17 protein-coding genes are annotated in these 17,468 nt (G+C 53.1%); 13 read left to right on the top strand and 4 right to left on the bottom strand.

The window, feature by feature from the left end:
• Nucleotides 1-184: 184 nt before the first annotated feature.
• The 9 genes from PSE_RS24585 (at nucleotide 185) to PSE_RS24545 (ending at nucleotide 9,516) form a co-directional block, all read left to right on the top strand.
• Entirely contained in the window at nucleotides 185-1,267 is a 1,083-nt protein-coding gene (locus tag PSE_RS24585; protein WP_014287260.1) for an ABC transporter ATP-binding protein, read from the top strand.
• A gap of 10 nt (nucleotides 1,268-1,277) precedes the next feature.
• A complete protein-coding gene (locus tag PSE_RS24580; protein WP_014287259.1) occupies nucleotides 1,278-2,357 on the top strand; it encodes an ABC transporter ATP-binding protein in 1,080 nt (359 codons plus the stop codon).
• 3 nt (nucleotides 2,358-2,360) lie between these two features.
• Nucleotides 2,361-3,248 (top strand): carbohydrate ABC transporter permease, encoded by an 888-nt coding sequence (locus PSE_RS24575; protein ID WP_014287258.1) that lies wholly within the window; start codon nucleotides 2,361-2,363, stop codon nucleotides 3,246-3,248.
• 5 nt (nucleotides 3,249-3,253) lie between these two features.
• Nucleotides 3,254-4,150, top strand: a complete 897-nt coding sequence (locus PSE_RS24570) for a carbohydrate ABC transporter permease (protein ID WP_014287257.1) — start codon at nucleotides 3,254-3,256, stop codon at nucleotides 4,148-4,150.
• A gap of 15 nt (nucleotides 4,151-4,165) precedes the next feature.
• Nucleotides 4,166-4,447: a DUF2160 domain-containing protein gene (locus tag PSE_RS24565; RefSeq protein ID WP_041768812.1), complete on the top strand. Its 282-nt coding sequence runs from the start codon at nucleotides 4,166-4,168 to the stop codon at nucleotides 4,445-4,447.
• A 74-nt stretch (nucleotides 4,448-4,521) separates the two neighbouring features.
• Complete coding sequence (locus PSE_RS24560) at nucleotides 4,522-6,240, top strand: ABC transporter substrate-binding protein (protein WP_008552567.1); 1,719 nt, start codon at nucleotides 4,522-4,524, stop codon at nucleotides 6,238-6,240.
• Nucleotides 6,241-6,464: 224 nt separating this feature from the next.
• Nucleotides 6,465-6,851 (top strand): hypothetical protein, encoded by a 387-nt coding sequence (locus PSE_RS24555; protein ID WP_041768811.1) that lies wholly within the window; start codon nucleotides 6,465-6,467, stop codon nucleotides 6,849-6,851.
• A 149-nt stretch (nucleotides 6,852-7,000) separates the two neighbouring features.
• Entirely contained in the window at nucleotides 7,001-9,154 is a 2,154-nt protein-coding gene (locus PSE_RS24550; protein WP_014287254.1) for a 3-hydroxyacyl-CoA dehydrogenase NAD-binding domain-containing protein, read from the top strand.
• Between the two features lie 155 nt (nucleotides 9,155-9,309).
• Nucleotides 9,310-9,516, top strand: a complete 207-nt coding sequence (locus tag PSE_RS24545) for a hypothetical protein (protein WP_128647471.1) — start codon at nucleotides 9,310-9,312, stop codon at nucleotides 9,514-9,516.
• Here PSE_RS24545 and PSE_RS24540 read toward each other — a convergent pair.
• Entirely contained in the window at nucleotides 9,513-9,872 is a 360-nt protein-coding gene (locus PSE_RS24540; RefSeq protein ID WP_014287252.1) for a helix-turn-helix domain-containing protein, read from the bottom strand. The genes PSE_RS24545 and PSE_RS24540 overlap by 4 nt on opposite strands.
• Before the next feature lie 109 nt (nucleotides 9,873-9,981).
• On the opposite strand from PSE_RS24540, the gene PSE_RS24535 reads away from it, so the two are divergent.
• Both PSE_RS24535 and PSE_RS24530 read left to right on the top strand, forming a co-directional pair.
• Complete coding sequence (locus PSE_RS24535; protein ID WP_014287251.1) at nucleotides 9,982-10,455, top strand: ester cyclase; 474 nt, start codon at nucleotides 9,982-9,984, stop codon at nucleotides 10,453-10,455.
• A gap of 187 nt (nucleotides 10,456-10,642) precedes the next feature.
• A complete protein-coding gene (locus PSE_RS24530; protein WP_014287250.1) occupies nucleotides 10,643-11,506 on the top strand; it encodes an alpha/beta fold hydrolase in 864 nt (287 codons plus the stop codon).
• 62 nt (nucleotides 11,507-11,568) lie between these two features.
• Here PSE_RS24530 and PSE_RS24525 read toward each other — a convergent pair whose 3' ends face one another.
• The 3 genes from PSE_RS24525 to PSE_RS24515 form a co-directional block, all read right to left on the bottom strand.
• Nucleotides 11,569-12,459 (bottom strand): OspB, encoded by an 891-nt coding sequence (locus PSE_RS24525; RefSeq protein WP_148266199.1) that lies wholly within the window; start codon nucleotides 12,457-12,459, stop codon nucleotides 11,569-11,571.
• Between the two features lie 328 nt (nucleotides 12,460-12,787).
• Nucleotides 12,788-15,010, bottom strand: coding sequence for an esterase-like activity of phytase family protein (locus PSE_RS24520; RefSeq protein ID WP_014287248.1), 2,223 nt, complete (start codon nucleotides 15,008-15,010; stop codon nucleotides 12,788-12,790).
• A 122-nt stretch (nucleotides 15,011-15,132) separates the two neighbouring features.
• Nucleotides 15,133-15,882 carry a YafY family protein gene (locus tag PSE_RS24515; RefSeq protein ID WP_014287247.1) on the bottom strand — a complete coding sequence of 250 codons (750 nt, stop codon included), beginning with the start codon at nucleotides 15,880-15,882 and terminating at the stop codon, nucleotides 15,133-15,135.
• Nucleotides 15,883-15,951: 69 nt separating this feature from the next.
• On the opposite strand from PSE_RS24515, the gene PSE_RS26815 reads away from it, so the two are divergent.
• Both PSE_RS26815 and PSE_RS24505 read left to right on the top strand, forming a co-directional pair.
• Nucleotides 15,952-16,284 carry a hypothetical protein gene (locus PSE_RS26815; protein ID WP_014287246.1) on the top strand — a complete coding sequence of 111 codons (333 nt, stop codon included), beginning with the start codon at nucleotides 15,952-15,954 and terminating at the stop codon, nucleotides 16,282-16,284.
• A complete protein-coding gene (locus PSE_RS24505; protein ID WP_014287245.1) occupies nucleotides 16,277-17,425 on the top strand; it encodes a DNA alkylation repair protein in 1,149 nt (382 codons plus the stop codon). The genes PSE_RS26815 and PSE_RS24505 overlap by 8 nt, the downstream gene beginning before the upstream one ends.
• Nucleotides 17,426-17,468: the final 43 nt, after the last annotated feature.

Here is a 17,468-nt window from a genome sequence, read left to right as displayed (position 1 = left end):
AATTTGACAGGAACGCAGCATCAAAAAGCTGCGATGTTCTTTAAAAGGCCTCGGCCTTTACTATGGGATTCAGCTCGGTTTTGAGCTGTTTATGGAATTACAGTCAGGAATTTAAAGGTACCGCAGTGCAAGCAGCGCGTACCGCAGAAAGCAGTCGGGTCGCTTTCTGTTCCGGGAGGGCAACATGCTTGAATTAAGGGGCGTCAGCAAAACTGTTGACGGCATGGATCATATTCGTGACGTGTCTCTGCGTCTTGAAAGTGGTTCATTAAACGTATTGTTGGGACCAACACTGTCGGGCAAAACAACGCTGATGCGTTTGATGGCAGGGCTGGACAAACCAACTGCAGGGCAAGTGCTCGTAAATGGACAGGATATGACCGGTGTTTCCGTGCGCAAGCGCGATGTCGCCATGGTCTATCAGCAGTTCATCAACTACCCGGCTCTCACGGTTTACGAAAACATCGCCAGCCCGCTGCGCGTTGCAGGGCTGAAGGGAGATGAGATCGAAAGCCAAGTGCGCAAAGCTGCGGATCTGATGAAGCTCTCACCGTATCTGGACAGAACTCCGCTGAACCTTTCCGGTGGTCAGCAGCAGCGTACTGCTTTGGCGCGCGCGCTGGTGAAAGGTGCGCATCTGGTGCTGATGGATGAGCCGCTGGCGAACCTGGACTATAAGCTGCGTGAAGAACTGCGCGACGAGCTGCCGAAGATCTTCTCTGAAAGCGGTGCCGTGTTTGTTTACGCGACCACTGAGCCAACTGAAGCGCTGCTGCTTGGCGGGCGCACTGCGACCTTGCATGAAGGCCGTGTTTCTCAGTTTGGTGACACCATCGATGTTTACAGAAATCCTCAGGACATCGTCACTGCGCAAACTTTCTCTGATCCGCCGCTGAACCTGTTGGGCCTGACAAAAAGCGGAAGTGAGTTCCGTACGTCCAACGGCACAGTCATTCCGGCGTCTGAGGAAGAGAAGCGTCTTCCTGATGGACATTACAAAGCAGGTTTCCGGCCCCATCACCTCTACCTGCAGCGCCCGAGCGAAGATGCTGTGTGTCTTCCAGCCGTTGTTGACGTCTCCGAGATCACCGGATCTGAGAGCTTCATCCACCTGACCTGCCTGAACCACCGCTGGGTGGCGCTGGAGCATGGCATTCATAACGTGGATGTGGATGCTGAGATCGAGGTGTACGTGGACGCCAAGAACTTCATGATCTTTGATGATGAGGGCCGCTCTGTTGCGTCTCTCATGAGCGAAGCGGCTTAAGGAGGCGAGCATGGCACGTATTGATCTCGACCACATTCGCCACTCTTATCTGCCGAACCCAACAAGCCCAAGCGACTACGCTTTGAAGGAAGTTAATCTGACCTTTGAAGACGGCGGTGCTTATGCGCTTCTTGGCTCTTCCGGCTGTGGCAAGACAACTCTTCTGAACATCATCTCCGGTCTGCTGACCCCGTCTGAGGGTGAGCTGCTGTTTGATGGCAAGCCGGTGACAGAGCTTTCTACCGAAGCACGCAACATCGCGCAGGTGTTCCAGTTCCCGGTCGTTTACGACACCATGTCTGTTTACGACAACCTGGCGTTTCCGCTTCGCAACCGTGGTGTTCCGGCGGCTGAGGTTGATCAGAAGGTCAATGAAATTCTGAGGATCATTGATCTGGAGAGCAAGGCCAAGCGCAAGGCGCAGGGTCTGACAGCTGATGAGAAGCAGAAGATTTCTCTGGGCCGTGGGCTGGTGCGTTCTGACACCAACGCGATCCTGTTTGATGAGCCGCTGACCGTGATTGACCCGCACATGAAGTGGGTTCTGCGCTCGCAGCTGAAGCACCTGCACAAGCAGTTCGGCTTCACCATGGTTTACGTGACCCACGACCAGACCGAGGCCTTGACCTTCGCGGATAAGGTTGTGGTGATGTATGGCGGTGAAGTGGTGCAGATCGGAACGCCGGATGAGCTGTTCCGTCGCCCGCAGCATACGTTTGTTGGTTACTTCATCGGTTCCCCGGGCATGAATGTTCTGCCGTGTGAGGTGGATGGCACCATGGCGCGCATTGGCGACCACAGTGTTCCGCTGCAGTGCGGTCTTAACCCGAAAAAGGTTGCTCAGAAGACCGAAGTGGGTATTCGCCCTGAGTTCGTGAAGCTGGGTGGTGCTGGCGAAGGCCTGCCGCTGACTGTCAACAATGTGGAAGACATCGGACGTTACCGCATTCTGCGCGGTGAGATGGATGGCATTGCGCTGAACGCGATTGTTGGCGAAGGCGAGAGTATTCCGGAAAGTCCGACAGCTCTCTTCGACCCGACACAGACGAACCTTTATGCCGATAGCTGGCTCGTAAGCGAGGGGGCTTAAGCCATGGAAAAGACCGTAAACAACAAAGCCTGGTTCATGGTTTTACCGGTTCTTTTGCTGGTGGCCTTTACCGCTGTTATTCCATTGATGACCGTTGTGAACTACGCGTTTCAGGACAGCTTTGGAAACAACCAGTTCTTCTGGGTTGGTATTGAATGGTTTCAGGAACTTCTTGCTTCAGAGCGTTTTCATGATGCTCTGGTGCGTAACCTGATCTTCTCTTTCACGATCCTTGCGATTGAAATTCCGCTGGGCATCGGTATCGCGCTTTGCATGCCTAAAAAGGGCTGGGGCGTTCCGGTTTGTCTGGTGCTGATGGCACTGCCACTGCTCGTGCCGTGGAACGTGGTTGGTACCATCTGGCAGGTGTTTGGCCGTGCGGACATCGGTCTGCTTGGTTACTTCCTGAACTCGCTGGGCATCAACTACAACTACACGCAGGACCCTGTTGCTGCATGGGCCACCGTGATTGTTATGGATGTTTGGCACTGGACCAGCCTTGTTGTGCTGCTGTGCTATGCGGGTCTGGTTTCCATTCCTGAAGCTTATTATCAGGCTGCGCGCATTGATGGTGCGTCCCGCTGGGCCGTGTTCCGTTACATCCAGCTGCCAAAAATGCACAGTGTGTTGCTGATTGCGGTTCTGCTGCGCTTCATGGACAGCTTCATGATTTACACCGAGCCGTTTGTGGTCACAGGTGGCGGACCGGGTAACTCCACGACCTTCCTGAGTATCGACCTTGTGAAGATGGCGATTGGTCAGTTTGACCTTGGACCAGCTGCTGCAATGTCACTCGTCTACTTCCTCATCATCCTGCTGTTCTCCTGGGTGTTCTATACCGTGATGAACAATGCCGGGACTGAGAAAAAACAATACGCAGGCGAGGAGTAAGCACCATGTCGACAACAACTGGAACTGCTGCAATTGATCAGGGTGTTGCTGCTGGTGGACAGGCTCCGCGCAGCCGGACCCGCGCGAAGGCACAAAGAACAGGAAGCCGTTATTCCTTCCTCGTGCCGACTCTGTACATCACATTTTTGATGCTGCCAATCTACTGGCTCTTCAACATGAGCCTGAAGACCAACCAAGAGATCCTGAGCAAGTTCACCTTGTGGCCGGATGAGCCTACGCTCGCCAATTACATGGTGATCTTCACAGACCCTAGCTGGTACAGCGGTTACATCAACTCCATCACCTATGTGGCGCTGAACACGGTGATCTCCGTAGCGGTTGCGCTGCCAGCAGCTTATGCGTTCTCTCGCTACAAGTTTCTGGGCGATAAGCACCTGTTCTTCTGGCTGCTGACCAACCGTATGGCACCTCCGGCGGTGTTTGCGCTGCCGTTCTTCCAGCTTTACTCCGCTTTCGGTCTGATCGACACGCACATTGCTGTGGCTCTGGCTCACTGTCTGTTCAACGTACCGCTGGCTGTGTGGATCCTGGAAGGCTTTATGTCCGGCGTTCCGAAAGAGATCGACGAGACTGCGTATATCGATGGCTACTCCTTCCCGAAATTCTTCGGCAAGATCTTCATGCCTCTGATTGCAAGCGGCATCGGCGTGGCAGCGTTCTTCTGCTTCATGTTCTCATGGGTTGAGCTGCTGATTGCCCGTACGCTGACAACCACTGCGGCTAAGCCGATTGCGGCGACTATGACCCGTACGGTTTCAGCTTCCGGCATGGATTGGGGTGTACTCGCAGCAGCCGGGATTTTGACCATTATTCCGGGTGCGTTGGTGATCTACTTCGTACGTAACTACATCGCTAAGGGCTTTGCCCTGGGCCGCGTTTAATCAGGAGAGCAAGGCATGGATTTTTCTTGGATGGCCTGGACGCAGCCAACAGCGATTTTCTTTTCCATGATTGCGCTGTTTCTTTCCGGAATGGCGGTTTGGGAGTGGTTTGTGCCGGGGGGAAGCCCGCGGCATGGCATCTTGAGATTTGAGACAACACGCGGCGACCGCTTGTTTGTCTCGCTGTTGGGCAGTGCGTTTATCTGCCTGTTTTGGCTTGGGTTTGTTAGCGCAAACCTTTGGTGGGCTCTGTTGGTCTGTGTGGCATATGCGTTTTGCGTGTTCCGCTGGGTTTAGGAATGAGCTTTTTTCTCCGCACTGACGTCTAGGGGAACTGTCAGTGCAATAAATTATAGTCGGGAGGAATATATATGAGACGTCAGCTATTAGCGTCCGTTGGCTTTGCAGCCATGATCTGTGCTTCCAGCTCTGCATTTGCAGACATGGAAGCCGCTAAGAAGTGGGTGAGCGACGAGTTCCAGCCTTCTACTCTTTCTCAGGAAGAGCAGATGAAGGAAATGGACTGGTTCATCAAAGCAGCTGAGCCTTTCAAAGGTATGGAAATCAAAGTGGTTTCCGAGACCATTGCGACCCACGAATACGAAGCTAAGGTTCTTGCAAAAGCATTTACCGAAATCACCGGTATTAAAGTTACTCACGATCTGATCGGTGAAGGTGACGTTGTTGAGAAGCTTCAGACCCAGATGCAGTCTGGCGAGAACATCTACGACGCGTACATCAACGACTCCGACCTGATCGGTACTCACGCTCGTTACCAGCAGGTTCGTAACCTGACCGACTGGATGGCGAACGAAGGTAAAGACGTAACTCTGCCAACGCTGGACATTGAAGACTTCATCGGCAAGTCCTTCACCACTGGTCCAGACGGTAAGCTTTACCAGCTTCCTGATCAGCAGTTCGCGAACCTTTACTGGTTCCGCTATGACTGGTTCACCAACCCAGACATCAAAGCTCAGTTTAAAGCGAAATACGGCTACGAGCTGGGTGTTCCGGTTAACTGGTCTGCTTACGAAGACATCGCTGAGTTCTTCACCAACGACGTGAAAGAAATCAACGGCGAAAAAGTCTATGGCCACATGGACTACGGTAAAAAAGACCCATCCCTGGGTTGGCGCTTTACCGATGCATGGCTCTCCATGGCTGGTGCTGGCGACAAGGGTATCCCGAATGGTCTGCCAGTTGACGAGTGGGGCATTCGCGTGAACGGCTGTTCCCCAGCTGGTTCTTCTGTTGAGCGCGGTGGTGCAACTGATGGTCCTGCAGCGGTTTACTCCATCACCAAGTACATCGAGTGGCTGAAGAAGTACGCTCCAGCTGAAGCGCCAGGCATGGTGTTCTCCGAAGCTGGTCCGGTTCCGGCACAAGGTTCTGTTGCTCAGCAGATCTTCTGGTACACCGCGTTCACCGCAGACATGGTGAAAGACGGTATTCCAGTTGTGAACGCAGACGGCACTCCTAAGTGGCGTATGGCTCCTTCTCCGAAGGGTGCTTACTGGGAAGAAGGCATGAAGCTGGGTTATCAGGACGCTGGTTCCTGGACTCTGATGAAGTCTACTCCGGAAGATCGTGCGAAAGCTGCATGGCTGTACGCTCAGTTCACCGTTGCAAAGACAACTTCTTTGAAGAAGTCTCACGTTGGTCTGACTTTTGTGCGTGACAGTGACGTTCGTGATGCATCCTTCACTGAGCGCGCACCTAAGCTGGGTGGTCTGGTTGAATTCTACCGTTCACCAGCTCGCGTACAGTGGACCCCAACCGGTACCAACGTTCCTGACTATCCAAAGCTGGCTCAGCTGTGGTGGCAGAACATTGGTGATGCATCCTCAGGCGCGAAAACTCCTCAGGAAGCTATGACTGCTCTTGCTGCTGCTCAGGACAAAGTTCTGAAGCGTCTTGAGCGTGCTGGTGTTCAGGGCGAATGTGGTCCTAAGCTCAACGAAGTTAAGGATCGTGACTACTGGCTGAACCAGCCAGGCGCACCTAAAGCCAAACTGGCTAACGAGAAACCAACTCCAGTCACCGTTGACTACGACGAGCTGATCAAGAGCTGGGCAGACGCTTCCAAGTAAGCGCTGCTTCAAAGGTGTCCATCATCGGGAACAGAGGTCGTTTTCGATGATGCGCTTCCAAGACTAAACGAGAAACCCGGTGCCACATAAGGTGCCGGGTTTTTTGTTGGGTGGTTGGGCTGCTTAGGAGCGGAGCTCCAACCAAGGTGGTTGTTTCGTCTTCTGGTTGTGGTGTGCTAGGTAGATCTCGCGATGTCTTGGTCAGATTGAGGGAGGCTGCTGCTGTGAAGTGCCTACGTATCTATGCAACGCCGGATGGGGAATCGCATTTCGATGAAATTGAGATACCGACCAATCAGGTGTCGGTGCATCCTGATGCTGTGCCGTTTGATGTGACTGCCAGCTATCCGGCTTCACGCGTCCGCATTACCCGTATTCCAGCTGGGATGCGCCAAGTGGAATGGCATACAGTTCCTGATCGGGTTTTGACTGTGCGGCTTGATGGGGCGGTTGAGTATGAGACCAGTGATGGTGAGGTTCGCACAGTTGAGGCTGGTGAGTTTTTGATGATTGAGGATACGCATGGCAAAGGCCACCTTTCGCGTCATTCTCCGGAGGTTCAGACCGTGATCTGGATTTCTTTGCCTAATGGGTTGGAGGAGCCAGCTTAGGCGGTGAAGTCAGTCATGGTTTACTGCTTCTAATTCCGCATATTGGAATTGTATTTTACAACTGGAATTCCTGCTGCGCCCTGCTAAACTACGTGGAATTGCGAGTGATAGTGCGGCGCGGGAGTGCGCTTTGCCTCAGGGAGTTTCGAGTGTCTTCTTCATTTAAGTCATCAGGTCAGGTTTCCTATGAATTGCGCGGTGATGTTGCGGTTATGACCGTGAGCAATGCGCCGGTGAATGCGTTGTCTCTGGCGATCCGGCAGGATCTGGTTGCGCGCATCAAGCAGTTTGAGGAAGACGAAGCGGCGAAAGCTGCGGTGATTGTTGGGGAAGATAAAGTGTTTATCGCGGGAGCGGATATTCGTGAGTTCAAGCGCCCGGCCACTGAACCACATCTGCCGGATGTGATTGATAGTATTGAAGCCTGCTCCAAGCCTGTGATTGCGGCCATTCATGGTGTTGCGCTGGGCGGCGGGCTTGAGGTTGCGTTGGGCTGTCACTTCCGTGTTGGAGTGAAGGGCGCGAAGGTTGGTCTGCCAGAAGTGCATCTGGGCATCATTCCGGGCGCTGGTGGTACGCAGCGGTTGCCGCGACTGGCGGGCTATGAGAAAGCGCTGGAGATGATCCCGAGTGGTGCGCCTATTGGGGCGGATGCTGCGAAGTCCGCTGGTATTCTGGATGGCGTGAGCGATGAGGCTGATGCGGTTGCTGCGGGTCTGGCGTTTGCGCGGTCTGTGATTGACAACGGAACTCCACTGCGCCGTTGTTCCGAGTTGGTTGCTCCTGCTGTTGATGCTCAGGTATTTGTGGATGCCAAGGCTGCTGTTGCCAAGCGAGCACGTGGTCAGAAGTCGCCAGTGGTTTGTGTTGAAGCCATTGAGGTTGCCAGCCAGACCAGCTTTGTGGATGGCATGGCGAAAGAGCGTGAGATGTTTATGGAGCTGAAGAACTCAGCCCAGCACCGTGCTTTGTCACATGCCTTCTTTGCTGATCGCGCTCTCGGAAAGCTTCCTGAGATTGAAGGCATTGCCCCGCGTATGCTGAAGTCTATCGGTGTGATCGGCGGCGGTACCATGGGCGCGGGCATTGCGACCGGTGCGCTGATGAACGGGCTTTCCGTTACGCTGATCGAGCGCGATGATGATGCTCTTGGCCGTGCGAAAGCGACGATTGCCAAGAATGTTGGCGGAGCCGTCAAGAAGGGCAAGCTTTCAGCAGATCAAGAACAACGGATTTTTGCAGAAGCGCTGTCTTTGAGCACGGACTACGCCTCGCTCTCTGAATTGGATCTGGTTGTTGAGGCGGTGTTTGAAGACATCGACGTGAAGAAGCAGGTCTTCGAGAAGTTGGATGAGGTTTGTAAGGAGGGTGCTGTTCTGGCAACTAACACCTCCTATCTGGATGTGAACGCCATTGCCGCCGTCACCAAGCGTCCGCAGGATGTGATTGGCCTGCATTTCTTCTCTCCAGCGCACATCATGAAGCTGTTGGAAGTGGTGGTTGCGGACAAGACGGCTCCGGATGTGATTGCTACTGGTTTCCTGCTTGGCAAGATCATGCGCAAGGTCGCTGTTCGGGCAGGTGTTTGTGATGGCTTCATCGGCAACCGCATTCTGGCGACCTATCGTGCTGCTGCAGATGCGATTGTGGTGGATGGGTCTACGCCGTTTGAGGTGGACGAGGTGATGCTGGAGTTCGGCTTTCCGATGGGGCCGTACGCAGTGGCCGATCTGGCAGGTCTGGATATCGGCTGGGCAACTCGCAAGCATAAAGCGCCAACTCGTGATCCACGTGAACGCTATTTCACATTTGCAGACCGCATGTGTGAGCAGGGCTGGTTTGGGCAAAAAACCAGCAAGGGCTATTACGTTTATGAGGATGGTGCGCGGAAGGGCACGCCGAACCCGGCTGTTCTCGACATTTTGACAGAAGAACGCAAAGAAAAGCGGATCAACGCAAAAAAACTCACAAAAACGCAAATCCTCGATCGGTACATGGCGGCGATGGTGAATGAGGCTGCGAAGGTGGTTGAAGACGGCATTGCTTTGCGGCCATTGGACGTGGATATGACGCTGATCTACGGCTATGGGTTCCCGCGTTGGCGTGGCGGTCCTATGCAGTATGCCGATGAGATTGGTCTGGAGAAAATCCTCAGCAATATCAAGGCGTATGCTGAAGAAGATGCCTACTTCTGGCAGCCCGCAAAACTGCTGGAGGAGCTGGTTGCTTCTGGCCGGACCTTTGCTGATCTGAATGCAGAGAGCGGGAATAACTCAGCAGCTAAAAAGCACGAGAACGCTTGATTCTCTTCAGTTGCATCGCCATCTTTTAGTGGTGTACCCTTGGGGTAGCTCTGAGACAGCGCACATAGCAACGGCGCTGTTTTGGATGTTTATCTGCGTATTCTCGGTCAGAAACCGCTGTGTGGTTCTCAGAGATATGCCCGTTGGAGATGGTGATGCTGAATTTTCTGGAATATGTGACCGGACGAGTTATCGCGATATTGTTCGCAATGGCTTTACTGGCATTTATCCTCCTTGTGATCGGGTTTGCCTCAGGCCTGATGCTGGCCATCATTGCCATCACTATTCCCCTTGTGATCCTGAAGATCCTATTCGGTAAGAACAAGCCCAAGATCACCTATCACTATGAGCGCAAAGACTAGCTTATCGGGGAATTTTTGATCTCGTTTTCGCCCCACAACTCCATTGCCTGAAGCACAGGCTGCAGGGATCTGCCTTTTTCGGAGAGGGAGTATTCCACATGGGGCGGGACAACTTCCATCACCATGCGATCGACAATTCCGTCTGCTTCCAGTGATCTCAGTTGGGCTGTAAGCAAGCGTTGAGAGACGCCGGGCAGTCTGCGCTTCAGCTCGTTAAAGCGGCATGGAGCGGGCAAAAGTTCGTATATAATCAAGAGCTTCCATTTTCCATTGAGAACGGTGAGCGTTCGGCGCACCGGGCATGTTTCGTAGCCAACGAATGCTCCACTTGGTGTGTCTGTGCTGTCATCGCTCATGGTATGCAGTACCCTTTTATATACTAGCTGCTAAAATAGTGCGTACTAGACCTTTTGTTTCTTTGCTTTCATATGGGGTTTGCCTAATGAAAACAAGGGAAATACACCAATGAACAAAGTGAAGCTCGCTGCTGCAGGTGCAGCTCTTGCCCTTTCAACTGCGGTTGCCGGTGCGACTGAAGCCACTGATCTTCTAAGCAAATTTTATGAGGTTGCTGATAGCCGCCCGTTTGACCGCGCGAAATTGGCTGAGTTCTACGCAGACGATATGGTGGACCACAACGGTCATGACGGTCAGAACGCCAAGCAGGCCGCGCTGGACACCTTCACAGCACTGGCAGCTGGTGCGCCGGACTCTCGCCATGAGCTTGGTATGGTTGAGCCGGTTGGTGACGATAAGGTTCTGATTTACTGGCGCTATAAAGGCACAAACACCGATGGTCTGTTTGGCTCTGAAGCGAACGGTAACACCTTTGATATTGCAGGCTTTGAGGTCTACCGCGTTGAAGACGGCAAGATCCGGGAGTTCTGGCATGTTGAAGAGCTGGCTTCCATGGGCGAGCAGCTTGCTACTAAGAAATAAGCGATAAGGCCCGGGGTGTTTCTCCGGGCTTTCTTTTTAAATCGTGTTTGTGAGATCGGGGAAATTGAGATTGTTGGCTTGAGCTGGCCGTGATTACCCGTATTGTTAGTTGCAGCTTTTAGGTTAAAAAAGAGACTGCCTGCCTTATTAGTTTGTTGATTTAGCTTTTGAATTTGCATTGAGGAATATGTTTGTGAAGCTGCAAGATGGAACACTGAAACTTTCCGGTGACCGCGCCCTTGCGTGGAGCGAGTGGGGTGCCGCAGACGGGCGGCCCGTGATTTTGTGTCAGGGCGCGGGGATGGCCTCGGCCATTCCGTTCGGAGAGCAGGCTGCAGCAGATCTTGGTCTGCGTATTTTCTCCGTTGATCGTCCTGGGCTGGGGAACTCCGAGGCTGATCCTGAGAAGAGTTTTGAAAGTTGGGCAGCGGATATCAAGGAACTGCTTGATTTTGTGAAGGCTGATCAGGCGTTTGCGATTGGCTTCTCGCAAGGGGCTCCGTTTGCGTTGGCGTTGGCTGATGCTGGCCTTGTTGATGGCGTTGCGGTTGTCTCCGGTCAGGATGAGCTGGCCTCTCCAGAGCTATTTGCCATGCTCCCTGATGAGTTGAAGGGCATGGTTTCGCTTGCTTGTGATGATCCGGATCGTCTTGAGGCAGACATTACAGGCATGGCGACGGCTGACTGGTTGTGGCAGATGATTGAAGGGATGAGTGGGCCTGAGGACCGTGCGTTCTATGCCTCAGCATCGTTTGCTCCTCTTTATCGGGATGCACTTGCTGCCGGCTTCTCTCAGGGTGCTGCCGGGTATGCCCGTGATACTGGGCTTGCCATGAGACGTTGGTCGTTCAACGTCGAAAACATCAAGCAGGATGTGCAGTTATGGTATGGATTGAAGGATACCAGCCCAGTCCATTCGCCTGATTTTGGCGCTACGCTTGCCAAGCGACTAAGCCGCTCCGAGCTGCATCAGGTTGCAGAGGAGGGAAGTGCGATCCTTTGGACCCGTGCTGATGATATTCTGCGTAGGCTGGCAGAAAGTCAGCGCTAAGCAGAAGGCCCGGCGAAGAAGCTTTGTCGGGCTTTATGCATTCAGCTGGGAGAGTGGTAAGCTCAGACGGGCAGGAACAACTCTCGCACTTCGGAGCTTCTGGCTACTGGTGCATCGTCTGTATGAAGTGTCTGGTATCTATGTGTGTCATCTGAGATGGCTGTACTTGTGCCGTGATAACCTGCAACTTCAACTTTTTCGAAGCCAACCTCTTTCAGATCATTTGCAAGCGATTGGGCAAATGGGACCACCTTTGTGCCGTCCAGTTCGGGATCTTCCGGGGCGTCGATATAACCCGGCTCAGCTGCCAGTTTGAGTTCAGCTGGATCAAACGACTCTGGCTTGGTTGTATCAGCGCTGAAGCAACTTGCGACACGGATGTCAGAGAAAGATTTGTCCAGTCCACCTTTGGAGAGTTGCTCGGCAAGATCCCTTGAGGAGACTATTTCATAGCCTTCTTCACTGGCACTCCTTTTACTGGATATTTCGTTGGAGCCGGAAGAGCCATGACCGAGAACATAAAGCTTGTTTTCGCTGCTCTTCAATGTGCCCAGAATGCCGGTGTTTTCATTGCTGATAATGTCTGACTGCTGCAAAACATGAGCCTCGAAAGTGTAGTTTTGCGCTAGTTTCATCATGGCTTTGTAATCGTCTGAAGACACGAAATCCAGAAGCTCAAAACCTTCAAGGTTCAGTTCTGAGATAACTGCATTTGCTGTCTTGCGCATGTCGCAGGCTTGTGCATGCTTTTTTTCAATCAGTTGTTGCTTCAGGGTTTCCAGCTTGGCCTTGTCTGCGTCATTTGCCACGATGATATTGCGTGGCTCTTTGCCAGAGGTGTTTCTGGTTCGATTAGCGCCTGCGGCGTAGTCTAAAATATCTTCAGATGCGAAAGGGGCGTAGTAAAAGCCTGTTTTTTTAGGGGTATCTGTCTGTGAAGTGGACTCACTCAAGTTAGTGTCTTGTGCATCTTTTGTGTTGACTTGCGCGAAGCTTGCGCTTTGATCTATTTGCACAGTTGTTTGTGGTGTATTTACATTAGATATAGGCATATGTGCACCGAGTTTATTGAGAATCGGAAGTATTTATCTGAATTCACTATTGGTGCTTTGCTTGGGTAACTGTTGTATCATTTGATACAGCACGTATAGATTGTTTATACGTGATAATGCTTACCTAGTTTAAGGCTGCGGAGGGACACCGCCAGAATTTCCCAATCACGGCATTGAAAAACCCGGCGAAATGTTCCGCCGGGCTGTTCTTCATTCAGTTGTGTTGCTCTTAGTTCAGCTGTGCTGCATCACCCATGGAGAAGAAGAGGCTTTCGCCGCTGGCATCGTCTACGCCGTCATTGTCGGTAGAGACTAGGATGCGGCCATCTTTGGTGATTGCCAAGCCTTCCACCTTATCCGGTGTCCAGCCGTTGGTTGCGGACATGGCTGGCAGCAGGTCGAGTACGACTTTCTTGGTTAGCACTGGCAGCTCGGTGCCGTGTGGAGCAGGGGTGATACCTCCCAAAGAGACTGTGGTTACCTGCTTGATAGCTGCTTCCTTACCGCCTTTGTTGTCGCGCTCCAGAACAGCAAACTTGCCGTTGCCGAGAGCTGTGATTTCGGAGAGGCCGACCCAGCCACCGGCAGAACTGCGCGGTGCATCCAGCGGGTAGTGGACGAAGCCCCAGCTTTCATTGGCAGGGTTGTAGATGCCGATTTTGGTCATGCCCTTTGGATCGTCGTTCCATTCGCGCTGAACTGCGACAGCTACGAGGGTTCTGCCGTTCATTTCAAACTCGGCCACGCCTTCTAGAGAGAAGCGCTTTGCCTGTGCGACGAGGCTTGCTGGCAGCTTGATTTCTTTCTGGATCTCACCATTGGCAGAGGCCTGAAGCAGGAAGTGCTCCATTTCCTTCTTTGCGTTGCCTTCAGATGCCAACCAGAAACCACCGTCTTTGCGCAGGGCGATGCCTTCCAGATCGTACTTTTTCGCGGTGCCGCCTGTCAGGTCCATGTGGCCTGTGATTTCAACCGGCTGCTTGGAAACGTCCAGCGTGAAGATGCGGGCTTTGTCGTAGAAGCTGTCAGAGACGGCATAGAGTTTGTTGGCGTCGTCTTTGTCTGCCACCATGCCGGAGATTGCGCCCCAGCCGATTGGTGCGTTGGTTTCCGGATCGATGTTGGAGACCAGCTGCGGGTACTCAGCAGATGTTGCACCAAACTCGTAGAGGCCAACGTGGGCGCGGACCTTGTCTTCTGCATTGTCCTTCTCGTTGGCGACAACGAAGAGGTTGCGGGATGGGATCGCCAGCAGGCCTTCCGGGCCGATGTGGGTTGGCAGGAACTGGACGAACTCAGGCTCAGCGCCTGTATCGCGATAGACAGCGACGAAGTTTCCGCGCTCGGAGTTTACGAAGATCAGAGTCTCGCCACCGAACTTACCAACAGTTACGCCCTCAGGCTCAGTGCCCTTCTTGTGCGCGCGCTTGGCAGGGTAATGCCCGCGGGACATAGCCAGATGTTCCATCTGGTTGCCGCTGTCAAACTCGATGGTGCCATCCTTGTTCCAGATGGTGAAGCCGCGAGAGCCGCCTTTGTAATCCCCTTCGTTAGCTGTCACAAAGCGATTGTCATCAATCCACGCCACAGCATCCGGTTCACGAGGAACATCCACCTTCGAACCCGACGCATCAGAGAGACGCGCCTTCTTAACCGGCACGTTTTCAACGGTTGCTGTACCCGCAGAGAAGTGGTTGATTATCTTACCGGAATTCAGATCCACGATAGCGAGGTGGTTGTTTTCCTGAAGAGTTACAACAGCTTCGCCCTTGCTGTTGATGGCGACATATTCTGGCTCCGGATCATCGCCACCTTCTGCCGCAAGACCTGTCATTTCCACGATACGAACAGCATCGCAGTTTGTTGGCATGCCGTTTTCGTCTAGGTCGAAGATAGTTAGAAAACCTGCTGGCAGCTGAGGTAAAGCGCCGTCGTTCAGGTCTTCGTCACGTTCGTTTTCAATAGCGATTGCGAGGAACTTGCCGTCTTTGGAAATAGCTACAGAGTCAGGCTGGCCTTTGACATCGCACTTTGCGGAGATCTGTTTGGTCGCCAAATCGATGATAGCGAGGTAACCGGAAGGCTTGGTGTAGCTTTCGGAGGTGTTCACGCCTGCAAGCGCATACTTGCCTGAAATCGCTACAGAAGTTGGTTCACCGCCGAGAGCTGTACGCTCTGCTGGAACTGGCTGCGCGGCGTTGGAAGCATCGAGGAAGACGATCTCATTCTGAGGGCCATCGGTGAAGGCAAGGGTCATGCCGTCTTCGGAAGCGGCGATGATTTCCGCCACGGTTTCAGACTTGCGGTCTACGCCTTCAGCCAGTGTTTCGTAAACCGGCATGGTCGCGATGCGTTTAAAGAATTTTGCTTCAGATGCTGTTGCAGCGGAAAGGCCTGCTGCCAACATGGCAACCGAAATGCCGCCCATAAGTGAAGTGCGAAGAACGCGCATGAAAATCCCCTGTCAGAAGAGTTTTGCGGTTAAGTGCTTTCTGGTTAGGGGCCCCGCATGGCAGGCCTATGAATGTTTGTTGAAGCTTTGATGACGTCGCGTGAAACCCAGAGAAACTGCACTTACGGGGTTGTTGGTTCTATGCCGTCGATGGCGTCTATGAAGGGTTGTTTGGGTTTTAGGGGGAAGCTTTTTTCGAGCATTTGGGCGGATTTTATGCGGTCGAGGCGGAAGGTACGGACGGCGTCGCGCAGGTGGTCCCAGGCCATGATGTACCAGACCGGATAGCTCAGGAAGAGGTAGTGCGGTTCGATGGTACGCTGGGAGAGATTGCCGTTTTGATCGCTGTACTCGATCTGGATGCATTTGCTCATCAAAAAGGCTTCGTTGATCGGGCTCATGGCCTCGCTGTCGATTTCCTCAAAGGATCCGTAGACATAGACTGAAGCCGTTCCCCCAATCCAGATGCGAGACTTCAGGGTGTCGACACGTGAGCGAAGTTCTGGAGAGAAAGAGGCGATTAGTTTTCGGCGGATTGGTTTGAGGTTGGCCAGCAGGAGAGGGGAGTGCATGCTCTCAGCGATGGCGAGGCAGATGAGCAGATCGATGGCCTCTTTATACTCCAGCTTGAGACGACCAACTCCCCAACGGGATTGCAGGCGAATGCCGCCGCCGCGGCCTTTGTCCGCTTCGATTGGCAGGCCGCGTTCGCGGAGTAACTCCAGATCCCGGAACAGGGTTCTTTGAGAAATACCGAGTTCTTTCGCTAGATCATGGGTTGTCGGGCACTCGCCGGACTTCAGCAGCGTCTCGATTTGTTCAAGTCGATCTAGGCGCTCCAGCGCGGTTGCTCTGGTTCTCTCTGTGGTCATGAAAGAAATGTGTCATTAAATGGCATATTTGTCCATACAAACGGGTCATCGAGACTTTTAAGGATAATAATGATGACCAACCAAGTGATTGAGTTTGCTCCTTTTCATCTTGCTGCTGATAAGACGGAAGCGGATCTTATCGCTGCGTCTGAGCGGTTTCAGAGTGAATTTTTGGATGGGCATAAGGGCTTTGTGCGTCGTTCACTGGTGAAGCATGAGGATGGTGCCTATGCTGATATTGTGGTTTGGGCGGACAGCAGCGCGAGTGAGCGGGCATTTGCTGCGGCTGGTCAGCACGAAGCCGGGCAGGCGTATTTTTCAATGATCGATATGAGCCGCGAGCATCAGCCACGTAAAGCGGGTGCAATGGAGTTTTTTAGCGTGGTGGGGACTTATGGCTGAGCCATTTAAAGAGGTTTTCAATCAAGCCTCTATTCAACGTGTGGCCTCTGCTTTGGCGAGGGTTCATCCTGCGTTTGACAGTGCTGGTTTTATGGTTGAAGCGCTGGAGGGATTGAGTGACCTGGAGCTGAAGGAGCGCTCACTTCATTTGGCACGTTGTCTGCGTCGTTATCTGCCGGAAGATTACAGCGATGCGCTCTGGATCATGATGGCGACGCTTTCTGCCCCGCTGGCTATGGATGACGAGCCTGTCTGGGAGCATGAAGGGGATGGGCTCTATGGTTTCATCACTATGCCGTACTCAGACTATGTTCTGCTTTATGGTCTGGAGCACTTTGAGCTTTCCATGGCGGCCATGAAAGAGATGACCAGTAGGTTCTCTGCTGAGTTTGCTATTCGTGCCTTCATTGAGCGCTATGAAGATGAAGCGATGGTGTTGTTGACTGAATGGGCCAAGGATGAAAGCGCCCATGTTCGGCGGCTCGTTTCTGAGGGGACGCGACCACGGTTGCCATGGGGGCAGCGGTTGAAGGGGTTCATTGAAGCGCCGGAGAAGTGTTTGCCTTTGCTGGAGGCGTTGAAGGATGACGAAACCGAGTATGTGCGCCGGTCTGTTGCCAATCATCTGAATGACATCTCAAAGGATCATCCGGATCTGACAGCTGAGGTGTGTAAGAGATGGATGGAAGAGCCTACTGAGCAGCGGAAGCGGATGGTGCGTCATGCTCTGCGGAGCAATGTGAAAGCTGCGCATCTGCCGAGCCTCGCGGTGCTTGGGTATGATCCCAAACATGCGCAGGTTGTCTCCGGTGAGCTGCGGGATAGTCGCGTGGAGTTTGGCTCCAAGCTCTCCTTTGCTGCTGAGATCGCGAACTCCTCCGACCTGCCGATCTCTTACATGCTGGACTTCGTAATCTACCATCGGAAAGCCAACGGGATTTTGGCGCCCAAGGTGTTCAAGTGGAAGCGCGGGGAGTTGCGTGCAGGGCAGACGCTTTCTGTTACAGGTCAGCATAGCATGCGGCCCATTACGACCCGGCGGTATTACGATGGAGAGCACAAGCTGGCGGTTTTGCTGAATGGAGTTGAAACCCCGGTTGGTTCATTTGAGCTGGTTGGTGTTGAAGAGATGATGGCTTAGCTCTGCAACGGGCAGGCCTTGACACAATGAGATAATAGATTAT

This window comes from Pseudovibrio sp. FO-BEG1 (genome assembly GCF_000236645.1).
In the GTDB taxonomy this organism is placed as follows: Bacteria; Pseudomonadota; Alphaproteobacteria; order Rhizobiales; family Stappiaceae; genus Pseudovibrio.
Note: the sequence above shows the minus strand (reverse complement) of the source record. Positions and strands in the feature narration are given on the sequence as shown.

Excerpts from the sequence above, each read along its gene's own strand:
- PSE_RS24585 (WP_014287260.1), top strand. The coding sequence starts at position 185 with ATGCTTGAATTAAGGGGCGTCAGCAAAACTGTTGACGGCATGGATCAT.
- PSE_RS24580 (WP_014287259.1), top strand. The coding sequence starts at position 1,278 with ATGGCACGTATTGATCTCGACCACATTCGCCACTCTTATCTGCCGAAC.
- PSE_RS24575 (WP_014287258.1), top strand. The coding sequence starts at position 2,361 with ATGGAAAAGACCGTAAACAACAAAGCCTGGTTCATGGTTTTACCGGTT.
- PSE_RS24570 (WP_014287257.1), top strand. The coding sequence starts at position 3,254 with ATGTCGACAACAACTGGAACTGCTGCAATTGATCAGGGTGTTGCTGCT.
- PSE_RS24565 (WP_041768812.1), top strand. The coding sequence starts at position 4,166 with ATGGATTTTTCTTGGATGGCCTGGACGCAGCCAACAGCGATTTTCTTT.
- PSE_RS24560 (WP_008552567.1), top strand. The coding sequence starts at position 4,522 with ATGAGACGTCAGCTATTAGCGTCCGTTGGCTTTGCAGCCATGATCTGT.
- PSE_RS24545 (WP_128647471.1), top strand. The coding sequence starts at position 9,310 with ATGCTGAATTTTCTGGAATATGTGACCGGACGAGTTATCGCGATATTG.
- PSE_RS24540 (WP_014287252.1), bottom strand. The coding sequence starts at position 9,872 with ATGAGCGATGACAGCACAGACACACCAAGTGGAGCATTCGTTGGCTAC.
- PSE_RS24535 (WP_014287251.1), top strand. The coding sequence starts at position 9,982 with ATGAACAAAGTGAAGCTCGCTGCTGCAGGTGCAGCTCTTGCCCTTTCA.
- PSE_RS24530 (WP_014287250.1), top strand. The coding sequence starts at position 10,643 with ATGTTTGTGAAGCTGCAAGATGGAACACTGAAACTTTCCGGTGACCGC.
- PSE_RS24520 (WP_014287248.1), bottom strand. The coding sequence starts at position 15,010 with ATGCGCGTTCTTCGCACTTCACTTATGGGCGGCATTTCGGTTGCCATG.
- PSE_RS24515 (WP_014287247.1), bottom strand. The coding sequence starts at position 15,882 with ATGACCACAGAGAGAACCAGAGCAACCGCGCTGGAGCGCCTAGATCGA.
- PSE_RS26815 (WP_014287246.1), top strand. The coding sequence starts at position 15,952 with ATGATGACCAACCAAGTGATTGAGTTTGCTCCTTTTCATCTTGCTGCT.
- PSE_RS24505 (WP_014287245.1), top strand. The coding sequence starts at position 16,277 with ATGGCTGAGCCATTTAAAGAGGTTTTCAATCAAGCCTCTATTCAACGT.